General features: G+C 56.0%; 22 protein-coding genes. 16 read left to right on the forward strand and 6 right to left on the reverse strand.

What is annotated here, in order from left to right; translation table 11 throughout:
* The first annotated feature begins 35 nt into the window (after window positions 1–35).
* The 10 genes from ABJI30_RS00350 to ABJI30_RS00395 all read left to right on the forward strand — a co-directional run bounded on the left by ABJI30_RS00350 (window position 36) and on the right by ABJI30_RS00395 (window position 11448).
* Complete coding sequence (locus ABJI30_RS00350) at window positions 36–725, forward strand: hypothetical protein (RefSeq protein WP_348014907.1); 690 nt, start codon at window positions 36–38, stop codon at window positions 723–725.
* The gene (locus tag ABJI30_RS00355; RefSeq protein ID WP_348014908.1) at window positions 722–2020 is read left to right on the forward strand and encodes a hypothetical protein; all 1299 of its coding nucleotides are present in this window, start codon (window positions 722–724) and stop codon (window positions 2018–2020) included. The genes ABJI30_RS00350 and ABJI30_RS00355 overlap by 4 nt, the downstream gene beginning before the upstream one ends.
* A complete protein-coding gene (locus ABJI30_RS00360) occupies window positions 2017–2973 on the forward strand; it encodes a MoxR family ATPase (protein WP_348014909.1) in 957 nt (318 codons plus the stop codon). The genes ABJI30_RS00355 and ABJI30_RS00360 overlap by 4 nt, the downstream gene beginning before the upstream one ends.
* The gene (locus ABJI30_RS00365; protein ID WP_348014910.1) at window positions 2970–4289 is read left to right on the forward strand and encodes a DUF58 domain-containing protein; all 1320 of its coding nucleotides are present in this window, start codon (window positions 2970–2972) and stop codon (window positions 4287–4289) included. The genes ABJI30_RS00360 and ABJI30_RS00365 overlap by 4 nt, the downstream gene beginning before the upstream one ends.
* Window positions 4289–5332, forward strand: a complete 1044-nt coding sequence (locus tag ABJI30_RS00370; RefSeq protein ID WP_348014911.1) for a stage II sporulation protein M — start codon at window positions 4289–4291, stop codon at window positions 5330–5332. The genes ABJI30_RS00365 and ABJI30_RS00370 overlap by 1 nt, the downstream gene beginning before the upstream one ends.
* Window positions 5329–6291, forward strand: a complete 963-nt coding sequence (locus tag ABJI30_RS00375) for an RDD family protein (protein WP_348014912.1) — start codon at window positions 5329–5331, stop codon at window positions 6289–6291. The genes ABJI30_RS00370 and ABJI30_RS00375 overlap by 4 nt, the downstream gene beginning before the upstream one ends.
* Window positions 6288–7454: an FAD-dependent monooxygenase gene (locus ABJI30_RS00380; RefSeq protein ID WP_348014913.1), complete on the forward strand. Its 1167-nt coding sequence runs from the start codon at window positions 6288–6290 to the stop codon at window positions 7452–7454. The genes ABJI30_RS00375 and ABJI30_RS00380 overlap by 4 nt, the downstream gene beginning before the upstream one ends.
* A gap of 149 nt (window positions 7455–7603) precedes the next feature.
* A complete protein-coding gene (locus ABJI30_RS00385) occupies window positions 7604–8800 on the forward strand; it encodes an acyl-CoA dehydrogenase family protein (RefSeq protein WP_348014914.1) in 1197 nt (398 codons plus the stop codon).
* 26 nt (window positions 8801–8826) lie between these two features.
* A complete protein-coding gene (locus tag ABJI30_RS00390) occupies window positions 8827–9963 on the forward strand; it encodes an acyl-CoA dehydrogenase family protein (RefSeq protein ID WP_348014915.1) in 1137 nt (378 codons plus the stop codon).
* A gap of 195 nt (window positions 9964–10158) precedes the next feature.
* Complete coding sequence (locus tag ABJI30_RS00395) at window positions 10159–11448, forward strand: MFS transporter (RefSeq protein ID WP_348014916.1); 1290 nt, start codon at window positions 10159–10161, stop codon at window positions 11446–11448.
* Window position 11449: 1 nt separating this feature from the next.
* Here the strand turns inward: ABJI30_RS00395 and ABJI30_RS00400 are convergent, their stop codons facing one another.
* Window positions 11450–12190 (reverse strand): SDR family oxidoreductase, encoded by a 741-nt coding sequence (locus tag ABJI30_RS00400; protein WP_348014917.1) that lies wholly within the window; start codon window positions 12188–12190, stop codon window positions 11450–11452.
* Between the two features lie 90 nt (window positions 12191–12280).
* Between ABJI30_RS00400 and ABJI30_RS00405 the strand changes: the two genes are divergently transcribed.
* The gene (locus ABJI30_RS00405) at window positions 12281–13051 is read left to right on the forward strand and encodes an SDR family NAD(P)-dependent oxidoreductase (protein WP_348014918.1); all 771 of its coding nucleotides are present in this window, start codon (window positions 12281–12283) and stop codon (window positions 13049–13051) included.
* Between the two features lie 10 nt (window positions 13052–13061).
* Here the strand turns inward: ABJI30_RS00405 and ABJI30_RS00410 are convergent, their stop codons facing one another.
* The 4 genes from ABJI30_RS00410 to ABJI30_RS00425 all read right to left on the reverse strand — a co-directional run bounded on the left by ABJI30_RS00410 (window position 13062) and on the right by ABJI30_RS00425 (window position 18789).
* Window positions 13062–13835: an SDR family oxidoreductase gene (locus ABJI30_RS00410; RefSeq protein WP_348014919.1), complete on the reverse strand. Its 774-nt coding sequence runs from the start codon at window positions 13833–13835 to the stop codon at window positions 13062–13064.
* Window positions 13836–13903: 68 nt separating this feature from the next.
* Window positions 13904–15778 carry a hydantoinase B/oxoprolinase family protein gene (locus ABJI30_RS00415; protein ID WP_348014920.1) on the reverse strand — a complete coding sequence of 625 codons (1875 nt, stop codon included), beginning with the start codon at window positions 15776–15778 and terminating at the stop codon, window positions 13904–13906.
* Window position 15779: 1 nt separating this feature from the next.
* Entirely contained in the window at window positions 15780–17837 is a 2058-nt protein-coding gene (locus ABJI30_RS00420; RefSeq protein ID WP_348014921.1) for a hydantoinase/oxoprolinase family protein, read from the reverse strand.
* 31 nt (window positions 17838–17868) lie between these two features.
* Window positions 17869–18789 (reverse strand): hydroxymethylglutaryl-CoA lyase, encoded by a 921-nt coding sequence (locus ABJI30_RS00425; protein ID WP_348014922.1) that lies wholly within the window; start codon window positions 18787–18789, stop codon window positions 17869–17871.
* Between the two features lie 63 nt (window positions 18790–18852).
* On the opposite strand from ABJI30_RS00425, the gene ABJI30_RS00430 reads away from it, so the two are divergent.
* The gene (locus tag ABJI30_RS00430) at window positions 18853–20034 is read left to right on the forward strand and encodes a CoA transferase (RefSeq protein WP_348014923.1); all 1182 of its coding nucleotides are present in this window, start codon (window positions 18853–18855) and stop codon (window positions 20032–20034) included.
* Between the two features lie 6 nt (window positions 20035–20040).
* Here ABJI30_RS00430 and ABJI30_RS00435 read toward each other — a convergent pair whose 3' ends face one another.
* Window positions 20041–20691: a GntR family transcriptional regulator gene (locus ABJI30_RS00435; RefSeq protein ID WP_348014924.1), complete on the reverse strand. Its 651-nt coding sequence runs from the start codon at window positions 20689–20691 to the stop codon at window positions 20041–20043.
* Between the two features lie 108 nt (window positions 20692–20799).
* Between ABJI30_RS00435 and ABJI30_RS00440 the strand changes: the two genes are divergently transcribed.
* Genes ABJI30_RS00440 through ABJI30_RS00455 form a run of 4 tightly spaced genes read left to right on the forward strand, consistent with a single transcriptional unit; the run spans window position 20800 to window position 24963 of the window.
* On the forward strand, window positions 20800–21552 hold the full coding sequence (locus tag ABJI30_RS00440) for an aspartate/glutamate racemase family protein (RefSeq protein WP_348014925.1): 753 nt from the start codon (window positions 20800–20802) through the stop codon (window positions 21550–21552).
* Window positions 21552–21983 (forward strand): nuclear transport factor 2 family protein, encoded by a 432-nt coding sequence (locus tag ABJI30_RS00445; RefSeq protein ID WP_348014926.1) that lies wholly within the window; start codon window positions 21552–21554, stop codon window positions 21981–21983. Before ABJI30_RS00440 ends, ABJI30_RS00445 begins: the two co-directional genes overlap by 1 nt.
* Entirely contained in the window at window positions 21983–22381 is a 399-nt protein-coding gene (locus tag ABJI30_RS00450; protein WP_348014927.1) for a nuclear transport factor 2 family protein, read from the forward strand. Before ABJI30_RS00445 ends, ABJI30_RS00450 begins: the two co-directional genes overlap by 1 nt.
* 56 nt (window positions 22382–22437) lie before the next feature.
* A complete protein-coding gene (locus ABJI30_RS00455) occupies window positions 22438–24963 on the forward strand; it encodes a TonB-dependent receptor (protein WP_348014928.1) in 2526 nt (841 codons plus the stop codon).
* Window positions 24964–24993 lie beyond the last annotated feature (30 nt).

The raw sequence follows: 24993 nt of genomic DNA on the forward strand, positions 1-24993 counted from the left end.
TTGCCCCGATCCGCGGTTTCTGCAACATCCTGACTGTGGCAAATGATGCGCAAGAACAGGGCGGAAATGACAGCGCATCTTTTGACGCCGCCTGGAAAGATGTGCGCGGCGACGAAGATATTCAATTCACCGCGACCACGCCCGAACCCCCAGAAGAGCTGCCGCAATGGTGGAAGGATTTTCTGGAATGGCTGACTGATGTTCTGAGCCCGGTGGCAGAGATTGTCGTCGCGGCCTGGCCGGTTTTGAGAATAGTGTTGCTGGTACTGCTGGCGATCGGCGTCCTGGCTCTGCTGTGGATGATGTTGGCGCCCTATGTCGACAACTGGCGCCGCGCGAAAGCGGTCCCGGACGACGAATGGCGCCCGGAGGAAGGTGCGGCCAGACAACTGCTAGATGAAGCGGAAGCACTGGCCAAAAAAGGGTTGTTCAATGATGCTGTGCATCTGCTGCTGTTTCGCAGTATTGAGGATATCGAACGACGGCGGCCTGAACTTTTACGGCCATCAAGCACGTCTCGGGAAATCGGGAATTTTGAGAGCTTGCCTGAAAATGCGCGCACCATGTTTGGTGTGATTGCCGGTCATGTCGAACGCGGGATATTCGCAGCCATGCCGATCGGAGAAGAGGGCTGGGCTGCATCCCGTGACGCCTATGGAGCATTTGCATTGTCTGACACCTGGCGCAACAATACGCCTGGGCGCGTAAAGGCATCTGCCGGATGAGCATGCAGGCCAATCCTTTCCAGCGGACAGCCATTGTCATCATGTTCGTGATCGGTTTTGCTGCCTTCGTCGCGCTGCTCTACGGTCTGGGAACAGGCGACCGACTGAACTCCGGACAAAATGGACAGGCACATGGCGCGTCCAACAGCATTGTTGGCTTCAAGGGGCTGGTCAATTTGCTGGAAAAAACCGGAACGCGCGTAGAATTTTCCAGAACCGCTGCAGGCCTCGACAAGGAAGGTCTGCTGATTCTCACTCCGCCGCCCTATAGCGATGCCGAAGCGCTCAACCAGGTTATCGATAACCGCGCCTATGTCGGTCCGACCATGATCATCCTGCCCAAATGGTATGTCGGCAGTCTGCCGACATTGAAAAAGGGATGGGTGCAGCGGGGAGGTCTGGTCGCGGCAGAGGACAGCGTAAATTTGCTTGCGGAAATGGCAGAGGTCGAAATCAACATTCCCGATCTGGGAGAAGATGATCCGAAACCCTCATCGCGACCTCTTGCCCGCTCCGCAATGGATATCGCGATCTCTCCTCCGCAAAATCCGGTGACGATCAGCGGTGCAACGATCCGCAATATTGTCACCGATCCCGACAGTGGCGGTGCGCTGATCGCTTATCTGGATGACGGCGGCGTATATGCCCAACTGGACAGTCTCGACGAATCGCAAATCACCAATGAAGAGGATATTGACGAATCCTATTTTCCGGTTGTTTTCGTGGCGGATGCGGATCTGCTCAACAATGCGGGAATGGCGGATCAGAAAACGGCGCGCCATGCTCTGGCATTGATTGCAGCGGCATCGATGGGCGGGTCGGAAACTGTGACGTTCGATTTGACTTTCAACGGACTGGGGGCTTCTGAAAACCTGCTGACGCTGGCATTTGAGCCGCCGTTTTTCTCGGCAACCATTTGCCTGATTATTGCTGCGCTGGCGGCGGCATGGATGGGCTTCAACCGCTTTGGACCGCCCGCCCGTGATGCGCGCAGTATTGAATTCGGGAAAACTGCACTGGTCAATAACAGCGCTGGTTTCATCCATCGGATGCAGCGGGAATATCTGGTCGCCGATCCCTATGCCGACCTGATCCAGGCGCAGGCAGCCAAAGCCGCCGGCATTTCTCCCACAGTCAGCCACGCCGAGATCCGGCAGAAACTGGATGAGCTGGGAGAAGTAAACGGCAATCGATTCACCGCGCTGGTCCACGACCTCAGCCGCGCGACAAATTCACGCGAGACGGCCGACCGAGCCGCCGCGCTCTACCATTGGAAAAAGGAAAAAACCGGATGAACATTGGGGAATTGAAAACACTGGCGGACAATATCCGCGCCGAAGTGGGCAAGGCGATTATCGGGCAGGAAGAGATTGTCGACCATTTGCTTATCGCGCTTTTCTCATCTGGACATGTGTTGCTGGAAGGCCCGCCGGGCACCGCCAAAACCTTTCTTGCGCAATGCTTTTCGGCGACGCTCAACCTCGATTTCGGCAGAATCCAGTTCACGCCTGATCTGATGCCAGGTGATATTATCGGATCCAATCTGTTCAATTTCCAGACCAGCAGCTTTACGCTGACCCGCGGCCCCATATTCTGTGATCTGTTGCTGGCGGACGAGATCAACCGGACGCCGCCCAAAACCCAGGCGGCGATGCTCGAAGCGATGCAGGAACGCGCAGTCACCATTGATGGTGAAACCCACAAGCTGTCCTCGCGCTTCATGGTGGTTGCAACCCAGAATCCGATTGAGCAGCAGGGAGTATATCCATTGCCCGAGGCACAGCTTGACCGCTTTCTGTTCAAACTGCTCGTTCAATATCCGGATGCCGCGGAAGAGAAGATGATTGTTTCGCGTTATGGCGAACGGTCCGGCGCACCGGGCCCGGCTGATTTTGGCATCTCGGCGCAAGCAGATGAAAAGACGCTGATCGCGGCCAGTGAAGTGACAAAAACCGTCAAGCTGGTGGAAGATGTCGTGGATTATATTGTCCGCCTTGTCCGCGCCACCCGCGAAACTGCAGATCTGGAAAACGGCGCCAGTCCGCGTGCTGCGATCATGCTGGCCAGCGCAGCGCGCGCCCGCGCCGCGATATCGGGACGGGACTATGTCATTCCGGATGATGTCAAAGCTCTGGCACCATCCGTGCTCCGCCATCGGACGCTTTTGTCTCCGGCGGCAGAGATCGAGGGACGCAATGTCGATGCAATTGTCGAAACTCTGGTGGAACAGACGGAAGCCCCGCGTTGATCTATCCGACGACCCGAGCTGTCTTGCTGATCGTAATCGGAGCACCGATCGCCGCTGTGCTCGCGGCACTTTTGCCGGGATTGTGGGCGATCGGAATTGCCTGGGCGGCGATGCTGGTCATTTTGCTGATTGTTGACGGATTAATTGCTGCCCGTGCCGGCGCTGTCAGGCTTGCGGTTCCGAAATCGGCCGAGATTGGGGAAAAGCTTGGCCTGGGGGTTGAAGCGGAACTCAGCGGGCTGATGAAACCGCGCTCCATTAGGGGCAGTCTGGGCGTTGATGACAGGTTGTCCGAAAGGGGCGGACTGCAATTTGCCCTGCAGCGCGGCGCTGGAGGAAAAACGGTTTATCAGGGGCAGATTGAAGCTGTGCCGCAGCGCCGGGGTGCGGCAGAGGTCGGAACGATATGGCTGCGCTGGACCGGCCCGCTGGGACTGGCGTGGCGACAGGTGACCCGGAAATCGGACCAGTCAATCGCCGTTGTCCCCAACATTTCTGCGGTACGCAGTCCGACGGTCCAGATGTTCCTGCGCGATTCGATGCTCGGCTTGCTCGCCCGCAAGTTTCGCGGCGAAGGCAGCGAGTTTGAGGCGCTGGCGGACTATCAGCCTGGCATGGACCGGCGCAGCATCGACTGGAAAGGGTCTGCCCGGCACAGCAAATTGCTCGCCAAGGAATATGATACCGAACGCAACAATCAGATTGTCTTCGCCCTCGATTGCGGGTCGACCATGTGTGAACCGATTGATGGATTACCGCGCATCGATCGCGCTGTATCAGCGGCTTTGCTAACCGCCTATATATCCTTGAAATCCGGCGATCGAACAAGCTTGTTCAGTTTCGCGGCAAAGCCCGAACTGTCGACGCCGTTCCTGTCCGGGAGCGCGAATTTTCATCGCTTGCAGCGGGAAGCCGCGACAATTGATTATCGCCATCAGGAGAGCAACTACACGCTGGCCCTGTCATCGCTGTCCGATCGTCTGAAACGGCGGTCACTGATTATCATCTTTACCGATTTCACCGATCCGACCAGCGCTGACATGATGCTGGAGGCAGCCGCGCGGTTGATCGACAAGCATCTCGTGCTGTTTGTCATACTCGAAGATGAAGAATTGTCGGGATTTGTCGAAAAGCGGCCCGAAACCGCCGGTGACGTGGCACGCAGTGTAACCGCACAAAGCCTGCTTGATCAGAAAAAAATGGTCGTCACACGGCTGCAGCACATGGGCATTGATGTCGTCGAAGGCCGGCACACCGAAATTGGAACACGGCTGATCAATGGCTATCTGAAGATCAAACGGCGCGGGCAAATCTGATGGCCGATGTCATCGACACTCCGGTATCCGGCCAGGCGCTCCAGTCCGCCGCGCTCAAGAGTGACCGGTTCCGGCTGGAACGGGAGGCGGACTGGCTTCGGCTGGAAGACATTGTCACCCGGATGGAAAAAGGCAAGGCACGCCGGCTGTCTGACGAGGATGTGCTTGCATTGCCAACGCTTTACCGGACGCTGTTGTCGAGCCTGTCCATTGCGCGTGAAAATTCTCTCGACGCCGGATTGATTGATTATCTCGAAGGCCTGGCTTTGCGATCATATTTTCTGGTCTATGGCACCCAGACGAGCTTTGGCCGCTGGTTGCGCGAATTTTTCGGCGGAGGCTGGAGCCGGGCGGTGCAGGCGATCCAGATGGAAATCTGGGTAGCGTTGCTGGTCATGATTGCCGGAGCCATTGTCGGTTACGCGCTTGTAGCAAGCGACAGCGACTGGTTTTACGCTCTCGTCCCAGCCAATTTCACCGATGTACGGGTACCCGGAGCGACGGAACAAGCGTTGCGCGGGACGTTGTTTGGCACCGAAAATCAGGACGGGCTGGGCGTGTTTGCAGCGTTTCTGTTCAGCAATAATGCGCAGGTGGCGATATTGGCATTTGCGCTGGGCTTTGCTTTCGCCATTCCGAGCATATTGCTGCTCATTCACAATCTCGCATTGCTCGGTGCGATGATCTGGGTGTTCGCACAGCGCGGCCTGACTGCGGAATTTGTTGGCTGGCTTTCGATCCACGGCACGACCGAACTATTTGCGATATTGCTTGCCGGAGCCGCAGGAATCCATGTTGGCCGGTCAATTGCCTTTCCCGGTACGCGGTCTCACCTGGCAGCGGCCAGCAGCGCAGGCAAACGTGCCGCCGTGGTGATGACGGGCGTGATCATCATGCTCATTTGCGCCGGATTGCTGGAAGGTTTCGCTCGCCAGCTGATCAACAATACCGGTGCGCGCTACGCGGTCGGCGGGTTCATGCTGGCATTCTGGCTCATCTATTTCTTCCTGTTCGGACGCCGTGCCCGGGGAGGAGAATCATGACTGACACCGCAGCTGTGTCATCGGTTCGACGCGTGAGAGATACCAAACTGGATCGCGTAATGATTTCGCCAGAGGGCGTGTCGTTGAATGTTGCCGTGGCCCCGGCCGGTGCGCGTGCCGGAGCGCTGATGCTGGATATCATCATCATATTGTCATTGATATTTGTCGTTTCCTTGCTCGGACTGCTGGCATGGATGGGTTTTGCATCGGCGTTCGGCGGAGATTTGGAAGCAGAAGCCAGCGGACCGCTCAATGTCGTGATCGTGATCTGGATTATCGCAATTTTTCTCTTTCGAAACGCTTATTTTCTCTATTTTGAACTGGGCGACCGTGCTGCCACCTGGGGAAAACGCGCCGTGGGAATTCGGGTGGCCGCGCGCGATGGCGGGCAGCTGACCGCCGAAGCGGTTATCGCGCGAAATATCATCCGCGACATTGAACTTTTCCTGCCTCTGGTATTTCTGAGCTCGGGCACGTCAGACGGATCGATGACCAGCTTTACGGCCTGGGCCGGGTTTGTCTGGGTGCTGATGTTCCTGCTCTTTCCCCTGTTCAACAAGGACCGGCTGCGCTGTGGGGATTTGATTGCAGGCACGTGGGTCATCCAAAATCCCAAACGCAAGTTGGGCGATGTGGTTGCACCATCAACTGATCTTCAGGTTGATGACAAAACCGGCAATAGCCAGGGCAGTAGATATCAGTTTTCCGATGCCGATCTGGCCGTCTATGGCGAGTATGAATTGCAGACACTGGAAAGTGTTTTGCGAAAAGGGTCCGAGGAAGCCCTGCAAACCGTAGCCGCATCGATATGCGCCAAAATCGGTTGGGAACCCGGCCATGGTGATGAACGGATTTTCCTCGAGGCCTATTATACGGCATTGCGCGGAAAGCTGGAGCGCGGGATGCGATTTGGCAAGCGTCGCAAGGATAAATTTTCTCAGGAAACCGACCGATCATGAAGGCGGTCATTGTCGGCGCAGGTATTGGCGGACTGACCGCAGCTTTGTGTTTCCGTCATTTTGGCTGGGAAGTTTCGGTACTCGAGCGGGCGGCCGCGATTGAGGAGGTCGGAGCGGGCATTCAAATCAGTCCCAATGGCATGCAGGTGTTCCAGACGCTGGGACTGGGGCCCGCGATTGAAGCTGCCGGATTCCGGCCGCGCGCGAGTCAGTTTCGCAAAGGGAAAAGCGGTCGGGTCATCATGGTCAGCGCGATGGGTGATCAGATGGAACAGGCCTATGGTGCGCCTTACATACATATTCATCGCGCCGACCTGATTTCTGTTTTGACGCAGGCTCTGGATAGCAACGCTGTGAAGGCGGTGCGCACCGGGGTTGAAGTGACCGGGTATTGGCAGAAAGCAGACAGCGCAGAGGCTGAACTGGCAAACGGAACAAGCGTGGACGGCGATGTACTGATTGGCGCAGACGGGATAAATTCGGTCATCCGTACCCAGATGCTTGGGCCCGAGGCACCGCAATTCACGGGCAATGTTGCGTGGCGTGCGGTGGTTCCGGTTTTGCGGCTGGGACGACATGTTCCTCCGCCGGCTGCAAGCGTCTGGACCGGGTCCGGGCAACATGCGGTAACCTATTTGCTTCGCGGCGGGGAACTGGCCAATTTTGTTGGGGTGGTGGAGCGTGATGACTGGCAAAAGGAAAGCTGGACGGAAGCGGGCTCGCGCGAGGAAGCGCTGGCGGATTTTGCGGGCTGGCATCCGATCATCCGGACATTGATTGAAAAAGCCGACCATCATTATCGCTGGGCGCTGTTCGATCGAAAACCCCTGGATCGCTGGTCTGACGAGAGAGTGGTCCTGCTGGGCGATGCGGCCCATCCGATGCTGCCTTTTATGGCGCAAGGCGCGGTGCAGGCGATCGAGGATAGTTATGTGCTCGCCAGGCTTTTATCTGATGCAGATGATATAGCGGTTGCTCTGGAATCATATTTTCAAACCCGGATCGCGCGGGTCACCCGTGTTCAGGCGGCCGCACGCGTCAATATGGAACTCTTTCATCACCGGCGGCCCCAGAGCCCGGTCTGGCTCGCGGGAAAGATTGCACCGACCGTCGTCGAACGGCAACTGGACTGGCTATACGGACATGATGTGACGGGCAGCTAGTCCGGGTAGCTGATCCAGGCCGCAGGCATGTTCGAAAGGTCTGAGCAAGTCCAGCTTGCCGTAGCGTCACCCGACTGAGCGCTCGAATCGCTTGTTTTTCGCCGTTTTTGGCCTATGTTTGCTGCAAATTTGCCAATGGAGACATCCCTATGAACCTGGAATTCACCGAAGAGGAAAATGCATTCCGCGCCGAAGTGCGGAGCTTTATCGAGAATAACTATCCCAAACATATTGAAGGGAGAGGCGTTCAGGATGAGCTCGGACCGGAAGATATGGCTGCCTGGCACAAGATCCTTGGCAAAAAGGGCTGGTCCACGCCGGCATGGCCCGAACAATATGGCGGAACCGGCTGGACGCCGACACAGCGTTATATCTGGTCGGAAGAAAATGCGCGTGTCAATGCGATCATGCCTTTGCCCTTTGGCGTCGCGATGGTCGGTCCGGTGATCTACACCTTTGGCAATGAGGAACAGAAAGCGGAGCATCTTCCCGGCATTCAAAGCGGTGATGTATGGTGGTGTCAGGGCTATTCCGAACCGGGAGCCGGTTCTGACCTCGCCTCGTTGAAAACCACGGCTGTCCGCGATGGTGATGATTATATCATCAACGGACAGAAGACCTGGACAACTTTGGCGCAGCACGCCGACTGGGGCTTCTTCCTGTGCCGCACCGATCCCGATGCGCCCAAACCGCAAATGGGCATCAGCTTCATTCTGGTCGACATGAAAACACCGGGTATTGAAGTCCGGCCGATCAAGTTGATCGATGGCGGCTACGAAGTGAACGAGGTCTGGCTCACGGACGTGCGCGTCCCGGCGACCAACCTGATCGGCGAAGAGAATAAGGGCTGGACCTATGCCAAATTCCTGCTTGCCCACGAACGCTCGGGTATTGCCGGCGTCGCACGGTCCAAACGCGGTGTCGAACAGCTCAAGGAAATTGCAGCATCGGAATTGCTCGACGGCAAGCCGCTGATCGAAGATATGGGTTTTGCCCGCAAGATCAGCCAACTGGAAATCGATCTGGCGGCACTGGAGATTACCGAGCTGCGCACGCTGGCCGGTGAACAGGCCGGCAAGGGACCTGGTCCTGAAAGCTCGTTGCTGAAAGTGAAGGGTACGGAAATCCAGCAACGTTTGACGGAGCTGACCCTTGAAGCCGTTGGCCATTATGGCACACCGGATTTCCGAAGCTTCCCGGATGATGGTTCCAACGATTTCCCGATCGGACCGGACTATGCCCATCATGCGGCCCCGACCTATTTCAATATGCGCAAAACCTCGATTTACGGCGGATCCAACGAGATCCAGCGCAATATTATCACCAAGATGATTCTCGGGCTTTAATCGCCTGACGCAGGAGTAACAGACAGATGGATTTCAATTTTACCGACGAACAGAATATGGTTCGCGACGGCATTTCCCGCCTGATCCGCGAGCAATATGAATGGGATACGCGCCGCGAAGTGATTGAGAGTGAAGCCGGATGGCGTCCCGAACTATGGGCGCAACTGGCGGAGCTGGGCATGCTCGCAGCACCATTTAGCGAAGAAGATGGCGGCTTTGGCGGCGGCCCAACCGAAACCATGCTGATCATGGAAGAATTTGGCAAAGGCCTGGCGGTCGAGCCCTTCGTGCCCAGCGTGGTCTGCGGAGGTGGCTTCCTGAAACATGCAGGTACCGCGGCGCAGAAAGAAGAGTATCTTGGCGGCATTATCTCCGGTGAGATGGTTTTTGCTTTTGCCTATGCGGAACCACGCGGACGCTACGATCTTGCGGATCTGCAAACCACGGCGAAAGCGGATGGCGGCGACTATGTCCTTAATGGTCACAAAGCGGTTGTGATTGGCGCGCCTTGGGCGACGCATTTTGTCGTGACGGCCCGGACATCCGGTGACCAGCGCGATGCAGGTGGTGTGTCCGTATTCATCGTTGCCAAAAATGCGGATGGCGTCAGCCTTCGCGATTATGGCACGGTTGACGGGCGCCGGGCATCGGAAGTCTATTTTGAAAATGTCAAACTTTCCGGCGATGCACTGATCGGTGATGCGGACAATGGTTTGCCGCTTGTTGAAAAAGTTGTCGACGAAGCCACTGCAGCGGTTTGCGCGGAAGCAACCGGGGTGATGAAAGTGACCAACGAAATGACATTGGACTATTCGCGCCAGCGCAAGCAATTTGGCACCGCGATTGGTTCTTTTCAGGTGCTCCAGCACCGGATGGCCGACATGTTGATGGAATATGAGCAATCGGTGTCCATGTCCTATCTGGCGACGATCAAGCTGGATGAAGATGACGCGACGCGCAAGCAGACGGTATCGTCTTCAAAGGTGCGGATCGGCCAGTCCGCGCGCTTCATTGGCCAGAACGCCATTCAAACTCATGGCGGCATGGGCATGACAGACGAGCTGGCGGTCGGCAGTTACTTCAAACGGCTTTCGATCATTGAAGGTGAATTTGGCAGCGTCGACCATCATATGCGCCGGCATATCAAGCTCAACGCGGCTTGAGGTAGTTCGTTGCCGCTCGTGCTGAGCTTGTCGAGGCATGGTTGGCAAAGCCGAATATTCCAGGCATCCTTCGACAAGCTCAGGATGAACGGATTCGGGTAGCTTGAACAAACCTATCACTAAAGGGGGTGCAGCCAGACTGGTTGCGCCCCCTTTTTCGCGCTATTCCCGTCTTTCCTTTGGGAGGGGATGCAAATGGCTCATCAGGCGACACCAACTGGCGGAGGTATCTATCGCTATTACGTGCTGATCATGCTGATGCTGACATTCATGTTCAACATCACCGACCGGCTGGTCATGTCGATTCTGATCGAGGATATCAAAGCCGAGTTTCTGCTCAGTGATACCCAGATTGGTTTGTTGGCCGGGACCGCCTTTACGGCATTCTATCTGATTTTGGGTATCCCGGCGGGGCGTCTGGCGGATCGCACCAACCGCAAAAACATGGTGGCCATAGCCTTGTCGTTGTGGAGCCTGATGGCGGCCCTTTGTGGGGCAGCGGTCGGGTTCTGGACCCTGTTGCTGGCGCGCCTTGGCGTGGGAGTGGGGGAGGCCGGCGGCGGTCCGCCCTCGGTTTCCATCATCACCGATTATTTCGCGCCGCATGAATTGTCGCGGGCCATGGGAATATTTGCCGTGGGTGCGGTTCTGGGTCCGGTGCTGGGCTATGCTGCCGGCGGATTGATCGCAGAATCCTATGGCTGGCGCTGGACCTTCATCATCCTTGGCCTGCCGGGAATATTGCTGGGGATCATCCTCTATCTGACGGTCAGGGAACCCAAGCGCGGACAATTTTTCAAGCCAGGTGCACAGCAAGGCGGAGATGATACGCAGCAACCGTTCATGATGACGATGCGATCGCTCTGGAAGAATACCGTTTTCAGGCGTGTTGTTCTGGCGAATTCTTTCACCAATGTCCCTTCCTTCGCATTTGCCATATGGATGGCCCCGACCCTGATCCGCAATTTTGACGTGACGCAGGGAGAAGCGGGTGTCTATCTCGGCGCGACTTTGTTTGTCGGCGGTGTGCCCGGCATGATCTTGGGCGGCTACCTGGCTGATTTTCTGGCGAAGAAAAACCCCAAATGGCGGCCATGGTATTGCAGTGTCGCCATGGCATTGACCCTGCCGTTCTGGACCTTGTGCCTGCTGGCAGGCAGTCTCGAACTCACCCTTGCGCTCTACATAATCGGTTATGTGCTTCTGGTATCCACGCAGGGTGCCGCCATCTCCATGGTGCAGTCTTCGGTCCTGCCAACCGAACGCGGAACCGCATCATCGATCAGCAGTTTGACGATAAATCTGCTCGGATATGGCATAGGCCCGGCCTTGATTGGCTTGATGAGCGATAACTGGGCGGACGCTTATGGCTCGATGTCGCTCAGCTATGCAGTCATCACCACCGTTGTCGTCAGCCTGACGATCGCTGTGTTCTTGTTCTGGTGGACGGGCAGAGCAGTAACCGACGATCCGGCAACTGTCTGAACTAAAGCAACAATCCGCCATCCGCGATAATCGTTTGTCCGACAATGTAGCTGGCCAGTGGTGAGGCGAGAAACAGCGATAATCCGGCCATGTCCTCCGGATCGCCAATGCGGCCAACCGGGATATTGCGAATGGTCGCCTCCCGCCTTTTGGGGTTCTCGGTCGTCACGGCGGTCATCTTGGTGGCGATAAGTCCCGGGGCAATGCCATTGACCCGGATGCCATCCGGTGCCCAGGCTTTGCCAAGAGTTCTGGTTAGGCCCATTGCCCCGGTTTTCGAAGCATTATAGGCGGGATTTCCGACTGTGGCATGGAAAGCAGCAGTCGAACTGATGATGATCATCGACCCTTTTGCTTGCTTGAGCAGGTCATGGAACGCTCCGGCGAAGGTCATCAGGCTGTTGAGATTGACCTGAATCACCTTGGTGAAGTTGTCCGATTCAAACTCCGCACGCTTGTAAAGCACCATGCCTTGCGAGCAGACCAGAACATCCAGTCGGTCAAATGTCTGGCAATAGGCATTGATGGCCGCGTCGTCGGCTGCATCGACCTGTGCATAAGACAGCCCTTCGAGATCAGATCCTTGCGCCTTGTCATAGTCATCTGGCCCGGCTCGCGTGCCTGTGACATGAACATTGGCACCGCATGCCCGAAAGGCCTGAGCTGTCGCATTGCCAATCCCGCTGGATCCGCCCACAATACAGACTGTCTTTCCGGAATAGTCGAGTTTTGAATCGAGCATCTTTGTCTCCCCTATGCAAAGCGATATTGGCCGAGCGAAAGGCAATGGTCTACAGCCAATTTGACAGTCAGTTTCAGGAGACGCTTGCCAATGGATATTCCTTTTTCGCTCACCGGCAGAACCGCCCTGATAGCTGGAGCATCCTCCGGCCTCGGCGCGCATTTTGCCCGGTTGTTTGCGCAGGCGGGAGCGCAGGTCGTGCTCGGAGCGCGGCGGACAGACCGTACGGCACAGCTGGCCACGGAAATTGAAAACCAGGGCGGCAAGGCCTTGGCCGTACCGCTGGATGTCACGGATGAAGCATCGATCATTTCCGCTTATGATGCAGCGGAATCGACCTTTGATACGGTTGATTCGATCGTCGCCAATGCCGGCCTCAGCGCGGCTGGACGGACGACTGATCTGCCGCTGGCAGATGTCGAACGCCTCGTCGCCACCAATTTTACCGGTGTCTATTCCGTTGCGCGCGAAGGGGCCAAACGGCTGATCGCCAGTGGCAGCCGGGAAAAGGAAAACGGACGGATTACCATTATTGGATCGATTACATCACGGCTCAATGCCAATGGCGACAGCGCCTATGCCGCAACCAAGGCCGGGGTGACGCATCTGGGCCGAAACATGGCGCGTGAGTGGGTTCGTCAGGGGGTGAATGTGAATACGATTCACCCCGGTTACATTGCCACCGAGATTCAGGGCGACTGGTATCAGACCGAAGGCGGCAAAGGACAGATTGCGGGATTCCATCGGCGGCGTCTGCAGGAAAAGGAATCGCTGGATGCAATGATGCTTTATTTTGCGTCCGATGCATCCCGCTCGGTCACCGGTTCTGATATTGTCGTGGACGACGGCCAGTCGCTTTGAAACCTTGAAATCACTTGCCGCCGGTGACGAACAGACACTGGCCGGTCACCCAGCCTGCTGCGGGTGATGCCATATAGACCACGGCCGACGCGATATCTTCTTCTGCACCGAAACGGGCGAGTGGAATCTGGAATTGCTTAAGCAAGGCCTGCCGCTTTTCATCGGTATCAATCCCCATGGATTCATCAAAATTCTCGGTCGGAATTGGCCCTGGTGCGACCGCATTGACACGGATTTTTGGCGCGAGTTCGAGCGATAATGTCTGAGTCAGGCTGTTGGTTGCGGCCTTGGACGCGCCATAAGGACCATTTTTCAGCTGGCCGCCCATCGATGCACGGGAGGAAATGTTGATGATCGATCCACCCTCGTCCGTCATCTGTCTGGCCGCGACGACTGCTCCCATCCAGACGCTTTTGAGATTGAGATCAATCTGCGCATCCCATTTGTCTTCGGGTGTGCGGGTGAGATAGCGCGGTGTACCATCGGGCAGGCCGCCGGCGTTGCTGACCCAGATGCTGAGTGACCCCAGTTCGGCAACCGTCTGTTCTGCCAGAGCTTCGAGCGAGTCCATTTTTGTAACATCTGTGGGGATCGCAATGGCCTTGCGACCAAGTGCGCGAATCTCGTCCGCGACCCGGTCAATATCGCCAGCGGTTCGAGAGGCAACTGCGACATCGGCGCCCGCCTCGGCCAGTCCCAGGGCGATGGCGCGACCAATCCCCTTGCCCGCACCGGTCACGACAGCGACTTCGCCGTCCAGTCGAAAATTGTCCAATATGCTCATACTGATAGTCTCTCCCTTTGCCGCCACGATGATGAGCGGCAAAGGGGAAGTCTACTAGCAGATTGAAGCTATTCCGCAGCTTCCAGAGTCGGCCAGACCGGTTGAACAGGTGGTTTGAGTCCCGTCTCCGCTTCGCAATTTTCGCGCAGCGTTTCGATCCCCGGGCCATAGTCGAACAACGGTAACGGACCGCGTTTCGCAGCCATTTCTGCCCGCAGCGCTTCGGTGGCTGCTGCATCTACGACACCATTCGCATCGGCAATCACGCCATATTCCTTTGCGCCGTCCGGAGTCACCAGCCCCTGGGTGATTTCCTTGCCGACCAGAGCGGGGTCGCGTTCAAGCGGATCGCCCCATCCGCCGCCGCCCCAGGTGATGAAGTGCAGCTGATCGCCTTCTTCCACTGCAACTTCCTCAATCTTGTTGCCGACAATGACGCTGGTGCCATCTGCCTTTTCCAGAATCTTGCGTGCTCGCTTTCCGGGTTCGCCGCCATTGACGCCCCAGGGCGGAACAAACCAGCGATCATCATGAATGGAAATTGTTCCGGCTGCGAGGAAGCGATAGGTCATGTGAATACCATTGCCGCCCCGGTGCAAGCCGGCACCGCCGCTGTCTGCTTTGGTTTCATAACGTTCGATCAACAGCGGGAAATAACGTTCCAGAAATTCGTTCGGAACATTGGTAAAGCCCGGCCACAACGAGTGGCCGTCGGGCCCGTCGCCCATCGGACGTCCGGGAATACCGCCAAAGCCAATCTGGAACAGCTGGAACCAGTCGCCTTTCTTGTCATTGCCCGAATAAAAGAGATGCGGGCTAGACGAGAAACCGGCAGCGTTCAGGAATTCCGGCGTTTTTTGACCAAGCAGGCCGCCGAGAATATCAAAAATACGCCCCAATGCGTGGGTTCGCCCCGACAGGGCTGCCGGAAATTGCGGTTTGAGCAATGATCCTTCAGGTATGCGTACATCAATCAGATCATAGAAGCCGTCGTTGAACAGGATTTGCGGATCGAAGACCATGATCATGTAGATGCCGAAGAACATCTTGAACATGCTTTCATTCAGCAGGAAGTTGATCGATGCCTGACTTTGCGGATCGGTTCCCGCAAAATCGAGAATGACCTTGTCGCCCTCGCGCCACATGGTGCATTTGATCTTGTAGGGACCGGAGCCCATGCCGTCATCACACAAATAATCTTCGAAGCTGACGGGCTCTTCGCCAATGGCCTGACCGATCAGCGCTTTCATCGCGCGGTGGTTGCGGGCCAGCAGTTCCTGCGTTGCGGAAACATAGACATCGTCTCCGAAACGCTCGGCCATTTCCACCACGCGGCGCGAAGCCACACGACAGGATGCGATCAGTGCGTTGAGATCGGCCTGACACCAGTCCGGCTTGCGGGTCTGGTGCATGACGAGCTTGATCAGATCTTCGTTATATTCGCCCTTCTTCCAGATTTTCACCGGTGGAATGCGGACGCCTTCCTCGAAAATGGAATGGGCGTTGATCGGCATCGACCCAACCACTTTGCCGCCGATATCGGACTGATGTCCGAACATCGATGTATAGGCGATAACCCGACCGTCCTTGAACACCGGCAGCAGCACCAGCCAGTCATTGCTGTGGCTGATCGCCCCGGCCACCGAATAGGGATCGGACAGGAAAATCATGTCGCCATCCTCGACGGTCCCGTCAAAGCCTTCGAGAAACGGCCCGATATAGCTGCCAAACTGGCCGACAATCATCTTGCCGGTATGATCCGCTATCAGCGGAAAGGCATCACCTTGCTCGCGGATGCCGGGAGACATGGCTGTGCGCACCAATGTGGCATCCATTTCGACCCGGGCATTGCGCAGGGCGTTTTCGATAATGTCCAGCGTGACCGGATCAATATCAACTTTCTTGAATGGCGTGGTGTTTGACTCAATAATTTGTGCAGGCATTTTACTGTCCCTCCGCCAGGTTAATCAGGATATTGCCAAAGGCATCCACCTCGGCAACACATCCGGTTTCGATCAATGTCGTCGAGTCCATCTCGATCACGATCGCCGGACCGGGGATGATATCCCCCTGTTTCAGTTTCGAGCGATCATAGATCGCACCGTCCTGTTCCTTGCCATCCATCCACATGGTGTGATCGCGCATTTTCGCATCGATTGGATCGCCATTGCCTTTGGGAAGTTCGGTCGCCGCCAGATCGAGCACCTGACCAAGCGCAACAGCACGCAAATTCACGATCTCGTGCGGTGTATCCATGTTAAAGGTGAACAGCCGGTGATGTTCTTCGTCAAAGCGTTTCAATATGCCGTCAATGCCATCATTTTCGAGTACTTCGGGTGTGATCGTCAGCGGCACTTCAAAAGCCTGTCCGGCATAGCGCACGTCGACTTCAAACTCGCTGGTAATCTCGTCCTCGGAAAGCCCGTCTGACACCAGTTCTGCCCGGGTCTGGTCGTTCATTTCCTTGAGAATTGTGATCAGCTCCGAAGCATCGGTGGTCGTTGCGAGTTTTGAAAAAGATCGCGCCGTTTCCGTCCGCATGCGGGTCGTTGCATCACCCAGCGCACATAATACACCCGGAGAAACGGGCGAAACGGCTGGCCAGCTATCCATCAATTTGGCCACCGCATTGACATGCAACGGACCGGCACCGCCGAAGCCCATCAAGGCAAAATGGCGTGGGTCATAGCCTTGCTGCACGGAGATCATTCTGAGCGCTCCGAACATGTTTTCGTTGACGATATCAATGATACCGCGTGCCGCAGCCATCAATTCGATACCCAAGGCGTCGGCAATTTTCTGAACCGATTTTTTGGCCCCTTCGCGGTCAAGCTGGAAGCTGCCGCCGAGCAGGTTTTCCGGAAGATAGCCAAGAACCACATTCGCGTCTGTCACGGTCGGCTCTTCGCCGCCCTTTCCGTAAGCAACAGGGCCGGGCACGGCTCCTGCCGATTGCGGGCCAACGCGCAGGGCTCCGGTCAGCTCTGGCACATAGGCAATCGAGCCGCCACCAGCACCCACGGTTTTGACGTCCAGAGAGGAGGCTCGGACCGACAAATGGCCCACCTCGGTTGTGCGGACACGGCGTGGTTCGAGATTCTCGATCAAGGCCACATCTGTGGATGTGCCACCGACATCGAGCGTCAGGATATTTTTCAACCCGGCATTTTTTGCTACCCACATGGCGCCGGTTACCCCGCCGGCGGGGCCGGACATGAGGATATTGACCGGATGCTCTTCCGCTTTTTGCGAAGACATCAAGCCGCCATCGGAACGCAGCAGCGAAAATTTTCCGCCCATTCCGATATCCGCCAGTTTGGAGCGCAGGCTGGAGACATAATTGCTGACCACCGGACGCACGGCAGCGTTGGCAACTGTGGTCAGGGTGCGCTCATATTCCTGCATTTCGGGCAGGACTTCATGACTCAGCGAGACCGGCACGTCCGGCATTTCCGAGACGACCATCTCGCCGATCCGGCTTTCATGTGCGCCATTGGCATAGGCATTCATCAGCGACACCGTGACAGCTTCGACACCATTGTTTTTCAATTGGGTGATCGCTGCGCCGATACTGGCATCATCCAATGGCCGAACTTCTTCGCCATCTGCATTCATCCGGCCGTTGACGGTTACGGTATTTTCCAGTGCGGCGAGCGGCTCCGGTTTGGGCCAGATGATCCAGGCCGCCAGACCGCCGGGAACGAAGCTCCGGGCGATCTGCATGATATCGCGGTAACCTTCCGTCGTGATCAGGCCAACCTTCGCGCCTTTGCCTTCCAGCACGGCATTGGTTGCGACCGTCGTTCCGTGAAGGAAATAGTCAATCGCCTTGGGGTCAACGCCGGCATCTTCACAAATGGCGTGCACGCCATTCAATATGCCTTCGGAACTGTCATGCGGGGTCGATGGCGTCTTGGTTCGCCAGGATTCTCCGCTCTCCTGATTGAACAGCAGCAAATCCGTAAATGTCCCGCCGACATCAACGCCCAGTCGGTACCCCATATTATTTCTCTCTCTTCTTGTGATTATGCATTCAGGCTTCGGCTCTTGCCACCAAGGAGGGAAGCGGCCGGTTCATGATTTTCGCAAACCATTGGTTGGTTTTGATCGCTGTGCGAAGGTCCAGATTATGCGGAACCCCGGACCGATCCAGCAGGTTGATCAGATCCTCGGTCGCGATATTGCCGGTCGCATTGGGTGCAAATGGACATCCGCCGAGACCGCCCAGACTGGCATCCAGTGTCTTGACGCCCGACCGGACCGCGGCCCAGGCATTGGCGATGCCGGTATTTCGTGTGTCATGAAAATGGGCGCGCATGGATATGTTGTCCGGCAGCAATTCGTGCAGCTGGCCGAACAGATTTTCGACCTGACCCGGGACGCCGACGCCAATGGTGTCGGCCAGCGCAATTTCGAGAGGGCCCTCTTGGGCAATCTCGCTTGCGATATGTAATACTGTTTCGGCGGGAACCGGGCCTTCGAACGGGCAGCCAAAAGCAGCAGAGATTGTGACCTGCGCCTTGAGTCCTTCGGTTTTGGCAAAGCGGATCATTTCGCGATTCTCGCGAATGCCCTGTTCGATGGTCTGACCCTGATTTTTCTCGCCAAAAGTATCGCTGGCCACGACGACGCACCCGGCTTCATCAATGCCCCGCTTGCCCCCTTCTTTGGTGGCGAGCGCACGCAACACGCCGCGCTTGTTGAGGCACAGGCCGATATAGGACATGTCGTCCCGATCTTGCAGGCCTGCAATCACCGCTTCGGCGTCCGCCATTTGCGGAACCCGCTTGGGATGGACAAAGCTTGCCACTTCCATGCGCCGAACACCGGCATCAATCATATTGTTGATCAGCTGCAATTTGTCCGAGGTGGATATGATATCAGATTCGTTCTGCAGCCCGTCACGCGGGCCAACTTCAAGAATTTCAACCGGGGACGGAGAGGCGTGGGTCATAAAATTTGTATACAATCCTGAATCTGCTTTGTATAGCAAAAGGATGATGCGGGAGATTTTTGAATGACGCAAGGGGCTCTGTCTGGATTGCGATTGATCGAAATGGGGCAACTGATTGCAGGCCCTTTTTGCGGACAGTTGATGGGCGACCACGGTGCGGAAGTCATCAAGATCGAACCACCCAAAATTGGCGATGCGATGCGCAGCTGGGGGCAGGGAATACCGCTCTGGTTCTCTGTTGTAGGGCGCAACAAGAAATCCATCACCTTGAATCTGCGGGAAAAGGAAGGCCAGGATATCGTTCGGCGCCTTGCCAGGAAATCCGATTTCCTGCTCGAGAATTTTCGCCCCGGCACGATGGAGAAATGGGGTCTGGGCTATGACGAACTGAACCAGATCAACGAAGCACTGATCATGATTCGGGTGTCTGGCTATGGGCAAACCGGGCCTTATGCTTCGCGCGCAGGCTATGGCTCGATTGGCGAGGCGATGGGCGGCATGCGCTATATTGCGGGCGAACCGGACCGGCCGCCAAGTCGAGCAGGCCTGTCCATCGGCGACTCGCTGGCAGCGACATATGCCTGTCTCGGCGCGATGATGGCGCTGCACCACCGGCATGTGACCGGCAAGGGGCAGGTTGTCGATTCGGCAATTTATGAAGCGGTGCTGGCCAATATGGAATCAACCGTCGCTGAATATACAGTCGCGGGCCACATTCGGGAACGCACCGGATCCATATTGCCGAAAATCGCACCTTCCAACGTCTATCCGACATCGGACGGTAGCGTGCTTATTGGCGGAAATCAGGATAGCGTCTGGAAACGCATGGCCGAAATGATGGGGCAGCCGGAACTGGGTGATGATCCGTGCTATGCCACGCATATGGCGCGCGGTGAAAACCAGACGGAGCTGGATGAACGGATCAACCAGTGGACGCGGACACTGACCAGCGCGCAAGTACTTGAACTCTGCGAAAAGCACGGCGTTCCAGCGGGCAATATCTATCGTGCGCCTGAGATGATTGCGGATCCGCACTTCGCCGCCCGCGAGGCTTTGGTCGAGATGGATCACCCGCAACACGACAATTTTGTCATGCAGAATGTCGCCCCCAAATTATCCGCCACACCGGGTAGTGTGGAAACAATCGGGCCCGAACTGGGAGCCCATAACGAGGCGATTTACGGCGAACTTCTGGGAATGGACAGCGCGCAGCGGGCGGACCTCGCAGCACGCGGCATTATCTGAAAATCGTCAGTCGCTTTTGATATCTGCTGCGGTGTTGAACGTATGGAACGCGCGGCGAATATGGCTGTTCATGACCGACCAGGCCCAGCTCGTGTCCTGCGCCGCAAAGGCGGCAATCAGTTCGTCATGATCCCGTGCAGACTGATCCAGCTGTTCTTTGGAATATTGCTGGGCCGTGCGGCGAACAACCGGTTGTTCGACCAATGCCGGAAGCATCTTGCTGAGACGCGGAGACGCAGCGCATTCAAGAATCAAATCATGAAAGCGGCGATTTGCATCCAGAAAAGCCGGGACGTCGGGCCGGTTTTTGGCGACCGCTTTTTTCAGGTCTTCATTGATACCGCGAAGAGCGTTAAGTGCATCGGCGTCGATACGAGCAGCGGCGCGTTCGGCGGCATGGGCCTCGAGCATGGCGCGCAGCGTAAACATTTCATCGATCTCTCCATCTGACCAGTCCGCGACAGAGAGGCGCTTTGAGGCGCTGCGGACCAGCAGCATTTCATTCTCCAGACGGCGCACGGCATCGCGCACAGGGGTTCGTGAAACGCCTGATATCTCCGCCAGTTTTTCCTCTGTCAATTGCATGCCGGGATCCGCTTCCCCGTGCAAAATATAGTGGCGGATCTTTTCATATGCGGTTTCGGCGGCGCGACTCATATGTTTCCTTTGTGCAACTATAAAAGTGACAGTTGATCGGCAGGTGACTTTCCGCTTGACGGAACAGAATTGTATACAATAGAAGCGATCAGGAGGTAATTGTCAAATATGCCGAACCCAAAGCGCATTAAAGTCATTGTACCCATTCCGATGGATGAGGCCGGTGTAGCTGCTCGTGCGGAGCAATTGCCAGCAGATTTTGTCCGGGAAGGATTTGCTCCTGAATTTGTAGCCGTACCGTGGGGAGCAGCACTGGGCGATAGCTATCATGATACGATGTTGATGGACTGGACGGTGTTCCAGGCAGGCATCAAGGCCGAAGAAGAAGGCTATGCCGGCGTGCTGATCGACACGGTGAGCGACAGCGGCATGCGAGCGTTGCGCTCGCGGCTTTCAATCCCGGTGGTGGGGCCCGGAGAGGCCGCTTTCGCTGCGGCGATGATGCTGGGTAAAAAATTCACGGTGCTGACCATGTGGTCGGAATGGTTCCCGCTCTATGAAAAGACGCTGACAGAATATGGCTGGTGGGAGCGCGTCGCTTCCCTCCGTTCAATCGAAACCCGTCCGGACGTGACCGAGTTGCTCGCCGGAAAGGAAGAAGTCATTTTTGACAAGCTGAAAGAGGAAGCCACGGCGGCGATGGAAGAAGACGGTGCGGATGTGATCGTTCTTGGATCAACAACCATGCATCAGTCCGCGAAATTTCTTGATGACAATCTTCCGATACCGATCCTCAATCCCGGCCAGGTGGCTTATAAATTTCTGGAAACACTGATCGAACTGGGCCTTACGCACAGCAAGAAAGCGTTTCCGGCTCCCGAAGTTCCCAAAGACGACGATATAAGAAAGGGTTGGTATTGATGGCAGACTGGACTCCCGGCATGGCGGGGCAAACGCCGCTTCCCTATCCCTTTTACGTGGATATCGTCACCAAGCGTTATTTTGACGGGGTTGATAACAAGAATCTGACTCAGGTGCTCAACTGTTTCGCACCGGATGCTATTCTCTACGAAGCGACATCGGACACGACGCATAATGGCCGCGATGCGATCCGGTCCATGTTTGAAAAGCTGTTCGCTGACTTCGAAGATATCTGGCACGGCAATTTCGTCCACACGGCGGATCCCGAAACCAACGCGGTCTGTTCGCAGTTTACGGTTTTGATCACGCCTAATGGCGGTGAGCAATTGCGCTATGAAAACTGCAACCGCTTTTACTGCAAAGACCGGCTGTTCCAGCATGTTACGGTTTACATGAGCGGTGACAACCTGCTCAAAGAAGGAGACGCCTGATGCAATATGAACCCGGTCTCTCCCGCGATGCACTAATTGAATTTGCCACCAAAACCTATTTTGGAAATGTCGATGCCAAGAACATGGATGCGGCACTGGACTGTTTCCACGACGAAGCCTTGTTCTGTGTGCAAACAGATTTCACCCGGCACAGCGGCAAGGGCGAAATCCGCCGTATGTTCGAGGATTTTTTCGCAGCTTATGAAACGATTATCCATCGTGATTTTGTGTGCACGGTCGATGAAGCCAATGGCCGTATTGCTGCCAATTTCATTGCCGAGCTGATTGATGATGATGGCAATGTCACATTGTTGAACAACACCAATTTCTGGCGCCTTCGCGATGGCAAGTTTCAGGAAGTCTATGTCTACATGAGCGGAGCAAATGTGCTCACTTGAATACTATCAGAGGCCAAAAGGCCCGAAAAAAATTCCACTCAGGGAAGGAAAATACAATGCGTCGCCTTAAAACAGCTCTTTCACTATCGGCAGGTTTTGCCGCCCTGGTCACCTACAATCCGGCCTTGGCTCAAACCAGCGGAGACCAGGCTGCTGACGATGCCGGGGACAGCAATGTCATTATCGTTACCGCTCGTCGTCAAGATGAATTGCTGACAGAAGTCCCCGCCTCGGTCACCGTCTTCGGTGCAGATGCCATCGACAAAACCGGAATCGAACGTGCGGATGAATTTGTCCAGCTGACGGCCGGTGTCACGATCATTACCGGAACAGCGGAAGCGGGCGACACGCAGATCAACATTCGCGGTATTAACGGTACACGCGATGCAGAAAGTTCGGTTGCGCTGGTCGTCGACGGGATATTGAAAACCAACACGGCACAGCTGAACCAGAAGCAAGGAACCTTGCGCCAGATCGAAGTGCTGAAAGGGCCGCAAGGCGCGCTTTACGGACGTAATGCAGCAGCGGGTGCGATTGTCATCCAGACTCTGAAGCCCGGTGATTTTCTCGAGGGCGGTATTGAAGCCAGTGCTGCACAAGACAATACATACAAGGCATCGGCTTATGTTTCCGTTCCGGTCGGCGAAGGCTCCGGTCTCGTTCTGTCCGGCAGTTATACGACAAGTGACGGCTTCTTCCGCAATTCCTTCCTCAACAACCGAGCGGTTGTGGACGATCAGGAGACCTGGTCGATTGACGGACGTTTTGTCACGCAGTTGGGTGATGATACGGAGCTCGATGTGAAAGCGCGCTATGCAGATCTTTCGGGAGCGTCGATCAATTTCAACGCCTCGTTCCATCTGCCCAATTTTGCCGGCGTCAACCCGGATTTCTTTGAAGATGTGAACGACCATCCGTTCAATTTTTACAGCAATATCCGGCCGACCAATGACCAGCAGACTTTTGAAGCATCGGCCAAGATAGAGCATCAGTTTGATGCGGCCGTCCTGACTGCCTGGGTGCTCTATAGTGACGTTGATCAGGCGCTGACCGCCGATGGAACGTCCGCTGACTTTGCGCGCTTCACCTTCCCGGGCGCGACGCCGGCCTCGGTGACAGCATCAAACAGCTGTTTCGCCACCACTGCGGCATTGACCGGTTTTCCCGTCAATTCCCCGGGTTTCGTCGGCAACAATCCGGTCCCGTTTATCTTTGATCCAGCCAATGGTTCGACTTTCGGGCCATATAGCCCGACGACCTGTGACGGGACGCAATATCAGATTCGCAACCAGACCGACATCAGTGCCGAAGTGCGGCTGGCCTCGGACAGCGACGGACCGCTCAACTGGCAAGTGGGTGCTTATTTCCTGAACATTGATCGCGACGTGGGTGTCAGCCTCGGTGCTGATCTTGGGCAGGGTATCATTCGTGAATTGTTCAACGATGCGAACAGCACCAACCCGACCACACAGCTCTATTTCGACAATTTCAACACCAATGTCTACGCGGCTTTCGGTTCTGTCGACTGGGAACCCAGCGACCGGTTCAATGTCGGGGTGGCGCTGCGCTATGATATCGAAGATCGCAGTGTCAGCAACCTGGTTCCGGTAGCGACCGATCCATTCACTGGCGGACCAATTAATCCGGGTCAGGCATTTGGGGCGATTGCTGATCAATCGCGGACGTTCAAACAGCTGCAGCCGAAAGTTTCTCTGCGTTACGGGTTGACCGACGACGTCAATGTCTACGCCAACTGGGGCATCGGGTTCAAATCCGGCGGGTTTAACAACCAGGGTTCTGCCGCAGTTATCGATCAGAACTTTAATCAGTTTCTCGGCACGAATATCCTGATTGAGGATGTGTTCGACAAGGAAACGTCCAGTGCGTTTGAAGCCGGAATCAAGGGCAGCCTCTGGGATGGCCGTGTCACCTTCGATCTTGCCGGCTATTATACGCAGGCCGATGACGTGCAGTTCTTCGAATTTTTCGTGGGCGCATTTGGCTTGCTGCGCATCGTTTCGAATATTGATGAAGTCGAGATCTATGGTGCGGAGTTCAACACCAATATCGAGATAGTCGAAGGCTGGGATATTTTTGGTTCACTCAACGTGACCGAAAGCGAAATCAAGGCCAACAGTTCGCGTCCGAACACGGTTGGCAACAAGTCACCTTCGACATCTGACTATACGATCAACCTTGGTACCCAGGTGGTTGCACCGATCGCAAACAGCTTCGATCTTGTGATGCGGGCCGACTATCGGATCACCGGACCGACATTCTTCCACACGGTGCAGGATGATGTGGGACCGACCTTGTTCAGCGGCTTGCTGCCGGGTTCTGCATTGATGCTGCCCGCCTTTGTCGGAGATGCCGATCTGACACCAACCGAACGGGAAGCCTTTGGTGTTCTTGATCTGCGGGTTGGCTTGGAAGGCGAGAACTGGAAAATCACCGCCTTTGCGGACAACATGTTCAATCGGAAATATCTCAATGAGGTCATTCCGGCGGTTGAATTCGGAGGTTCGTTTATCTCACCTGGCGGTCGCCGCCGTCTGGGAGTGGAAGTTGGCTATAAATTCTGATCGCGCTTGCTGAAGCCCGGCACGGGTGGA

This window comes from Parasphingorhabdus sp. (assembly GCF_039968395.1).
Classification (GTDB): domain Bacteria; phylum Pseudomonadota; class Alphaproteobacteria; order Sphingomonadales; family Sphingomonadaceae; genus Parasphingorhabdus.

What these genes read in the sequence shown, in the direction of transcription:
- ABJI30_RS00355 (WP_348014908.1), top strand. Translation starts at nt 722, where the DNA reads ATGAGCATGCAGGCCAATCCTTTCCAGCGGACAGCCATTGTCATCATG.
- ABJI30_RS00360 (WP_348014909.1), top strand. Translation starts at nt 2,017, where the DNA reads ATGAACATTGGGGAATTGAAAACACTGGCGGACAATATCCGCGCCGAA.
- ABJI30_RS00370 (WP_348014911.1), top strand. Translation starts at nt 4,289, where the DNA reads ATGGCCGATGTCATCGACACTCCGGTATCCGGCCAGGCGCTCCAGTCC.
- ABJI30_RS00375 (WP_348014912.1), top strand. Translation starts at nt 5,329, where the DNA reads ATGACTGACACCGCAGCTGTGTCATCGGTTCGACGCGTGAGAGATACC.
- ABJI30_RS00380 (WP_348014913.1), top strand. Translation starts at nt 6,288, where the DNA reads ATGAAGGCGGTCATTGTCGGCGCAGGTATTGGCGGACTGACCGCAGCT.
- ABJI30_RS00385 (WP_348014914.1), top strand. Translation starts at nt 7,604, where the DNA reads ATGAACCTGGAATTCACCGAAGAGGAAAATGCATTCCGCGCCGAAGTG.
- ABJI30_RS00390 (WP_348014915.1), top strand. Translation starts at nt 8,827, where the DNA reads ATGGATTTCAATTTTACCGACGAACAGAATATGGTTCGCGACGGCATT.
- ABJI30_RS00395 (WP_348014916.1), top strand. Translation starts at nt 10,159, where the DNA reads ATGGCTCATCAGGCGACACCAACTGGCGGAGGTATCTATCGCTATTAC.
- ABJI30_RS00400 (WP_348014917.1), bottom strand. Translation starts at nt 12,190, where the DNA reads ATGCTCGATTCAAAACTCGACTATTCCGGAAAGACAGTCTGTATTGTG.
- ABJI30_RS00405 (WP_348014918.1), top strand. Translation starts at nt 12,281, where the DNA reads ATGGATATTCCTTTTTCGCTCACCGGCAGAACCGCCCTGATAGCTGGA.
- ABJI30_RS00410 (WP_348014919.1), bottom strand. Translation starts at nt 13,835, where the DNA reads ATGAGCATATTGGACAATTTTCGACTGGACGGCGAAGTCGCTGTCGTG.
- ABJI30_RS00415 (WP_348014920.1), bottom strand. Translation starts at nt 15,778, where the DNA reads ATGCCTGCACAAATTATTGAGTCAAACACCACGCCATTCAAGAAAGTT.
- ABJI30_RS00420 (WP_348014921.1), bottom strand. Translation starts at nt 17,837, where the DNA reads ATGGGGTACCGACTGGGCGTTGATGTCGGCGGGACATTTACGGATTTG.
- ABJI30_RS00425 (WP_348014922.1), bottom strand. Translation starts at nt 18,789, where the DNA reads ATGACCCACGCCTCTCCGTCCCCGGTTGAAATTCTTGAAGTTGGCCCG.
- ABJI30_RS00430 (WP_348014923.1), top strand. Translation starts at nt 18,853, where the DNA reads ATGACGCAAGGGGCTCTGTCTGGATTGCGATTGATCGAAATGGGGCAA.
- ABJI30_RS00435 (WP_348014924.1), bottom strand. Translation starts at nt 20,691, where the DNA reads ATGAGTCGCGCCGCCGAAACCGCATATGAAAAGATCCGCCACTATATT.
- ABJI30_RS00440 (WP_348014925.1), top strand. Translation starts at nt 20,800, where the DNA reads ATGCCGAACCCAAAGCGCATTAAAGTCATTGTACCCATTCCGATGGAT.
- ABJI30_RS00445 (WP_348014926.1), top strand. Translation starts at nt 21,552, where the DNA reads ATGGCAGACTGGACTCCCGGCATGGCGGGGCAAACGCCGCTTCCCTAT.
- ABJI30_RS00450 (WP_348014927.1), top strand. Translation starts at nt 21,983, where the DNA reads ATGCAATATGAACCCGGTCTCTCCCGCGATGCACTAATTGAATTTGCC.
- ABJI30_RS00455 (WP_348014928.1), top strand. Translation starts at nt 22,438, where the DNA reads ATGCGTCGCCTTAAAACAGCTCTTTCACTATCGGCAGGTTTTGCCGCC.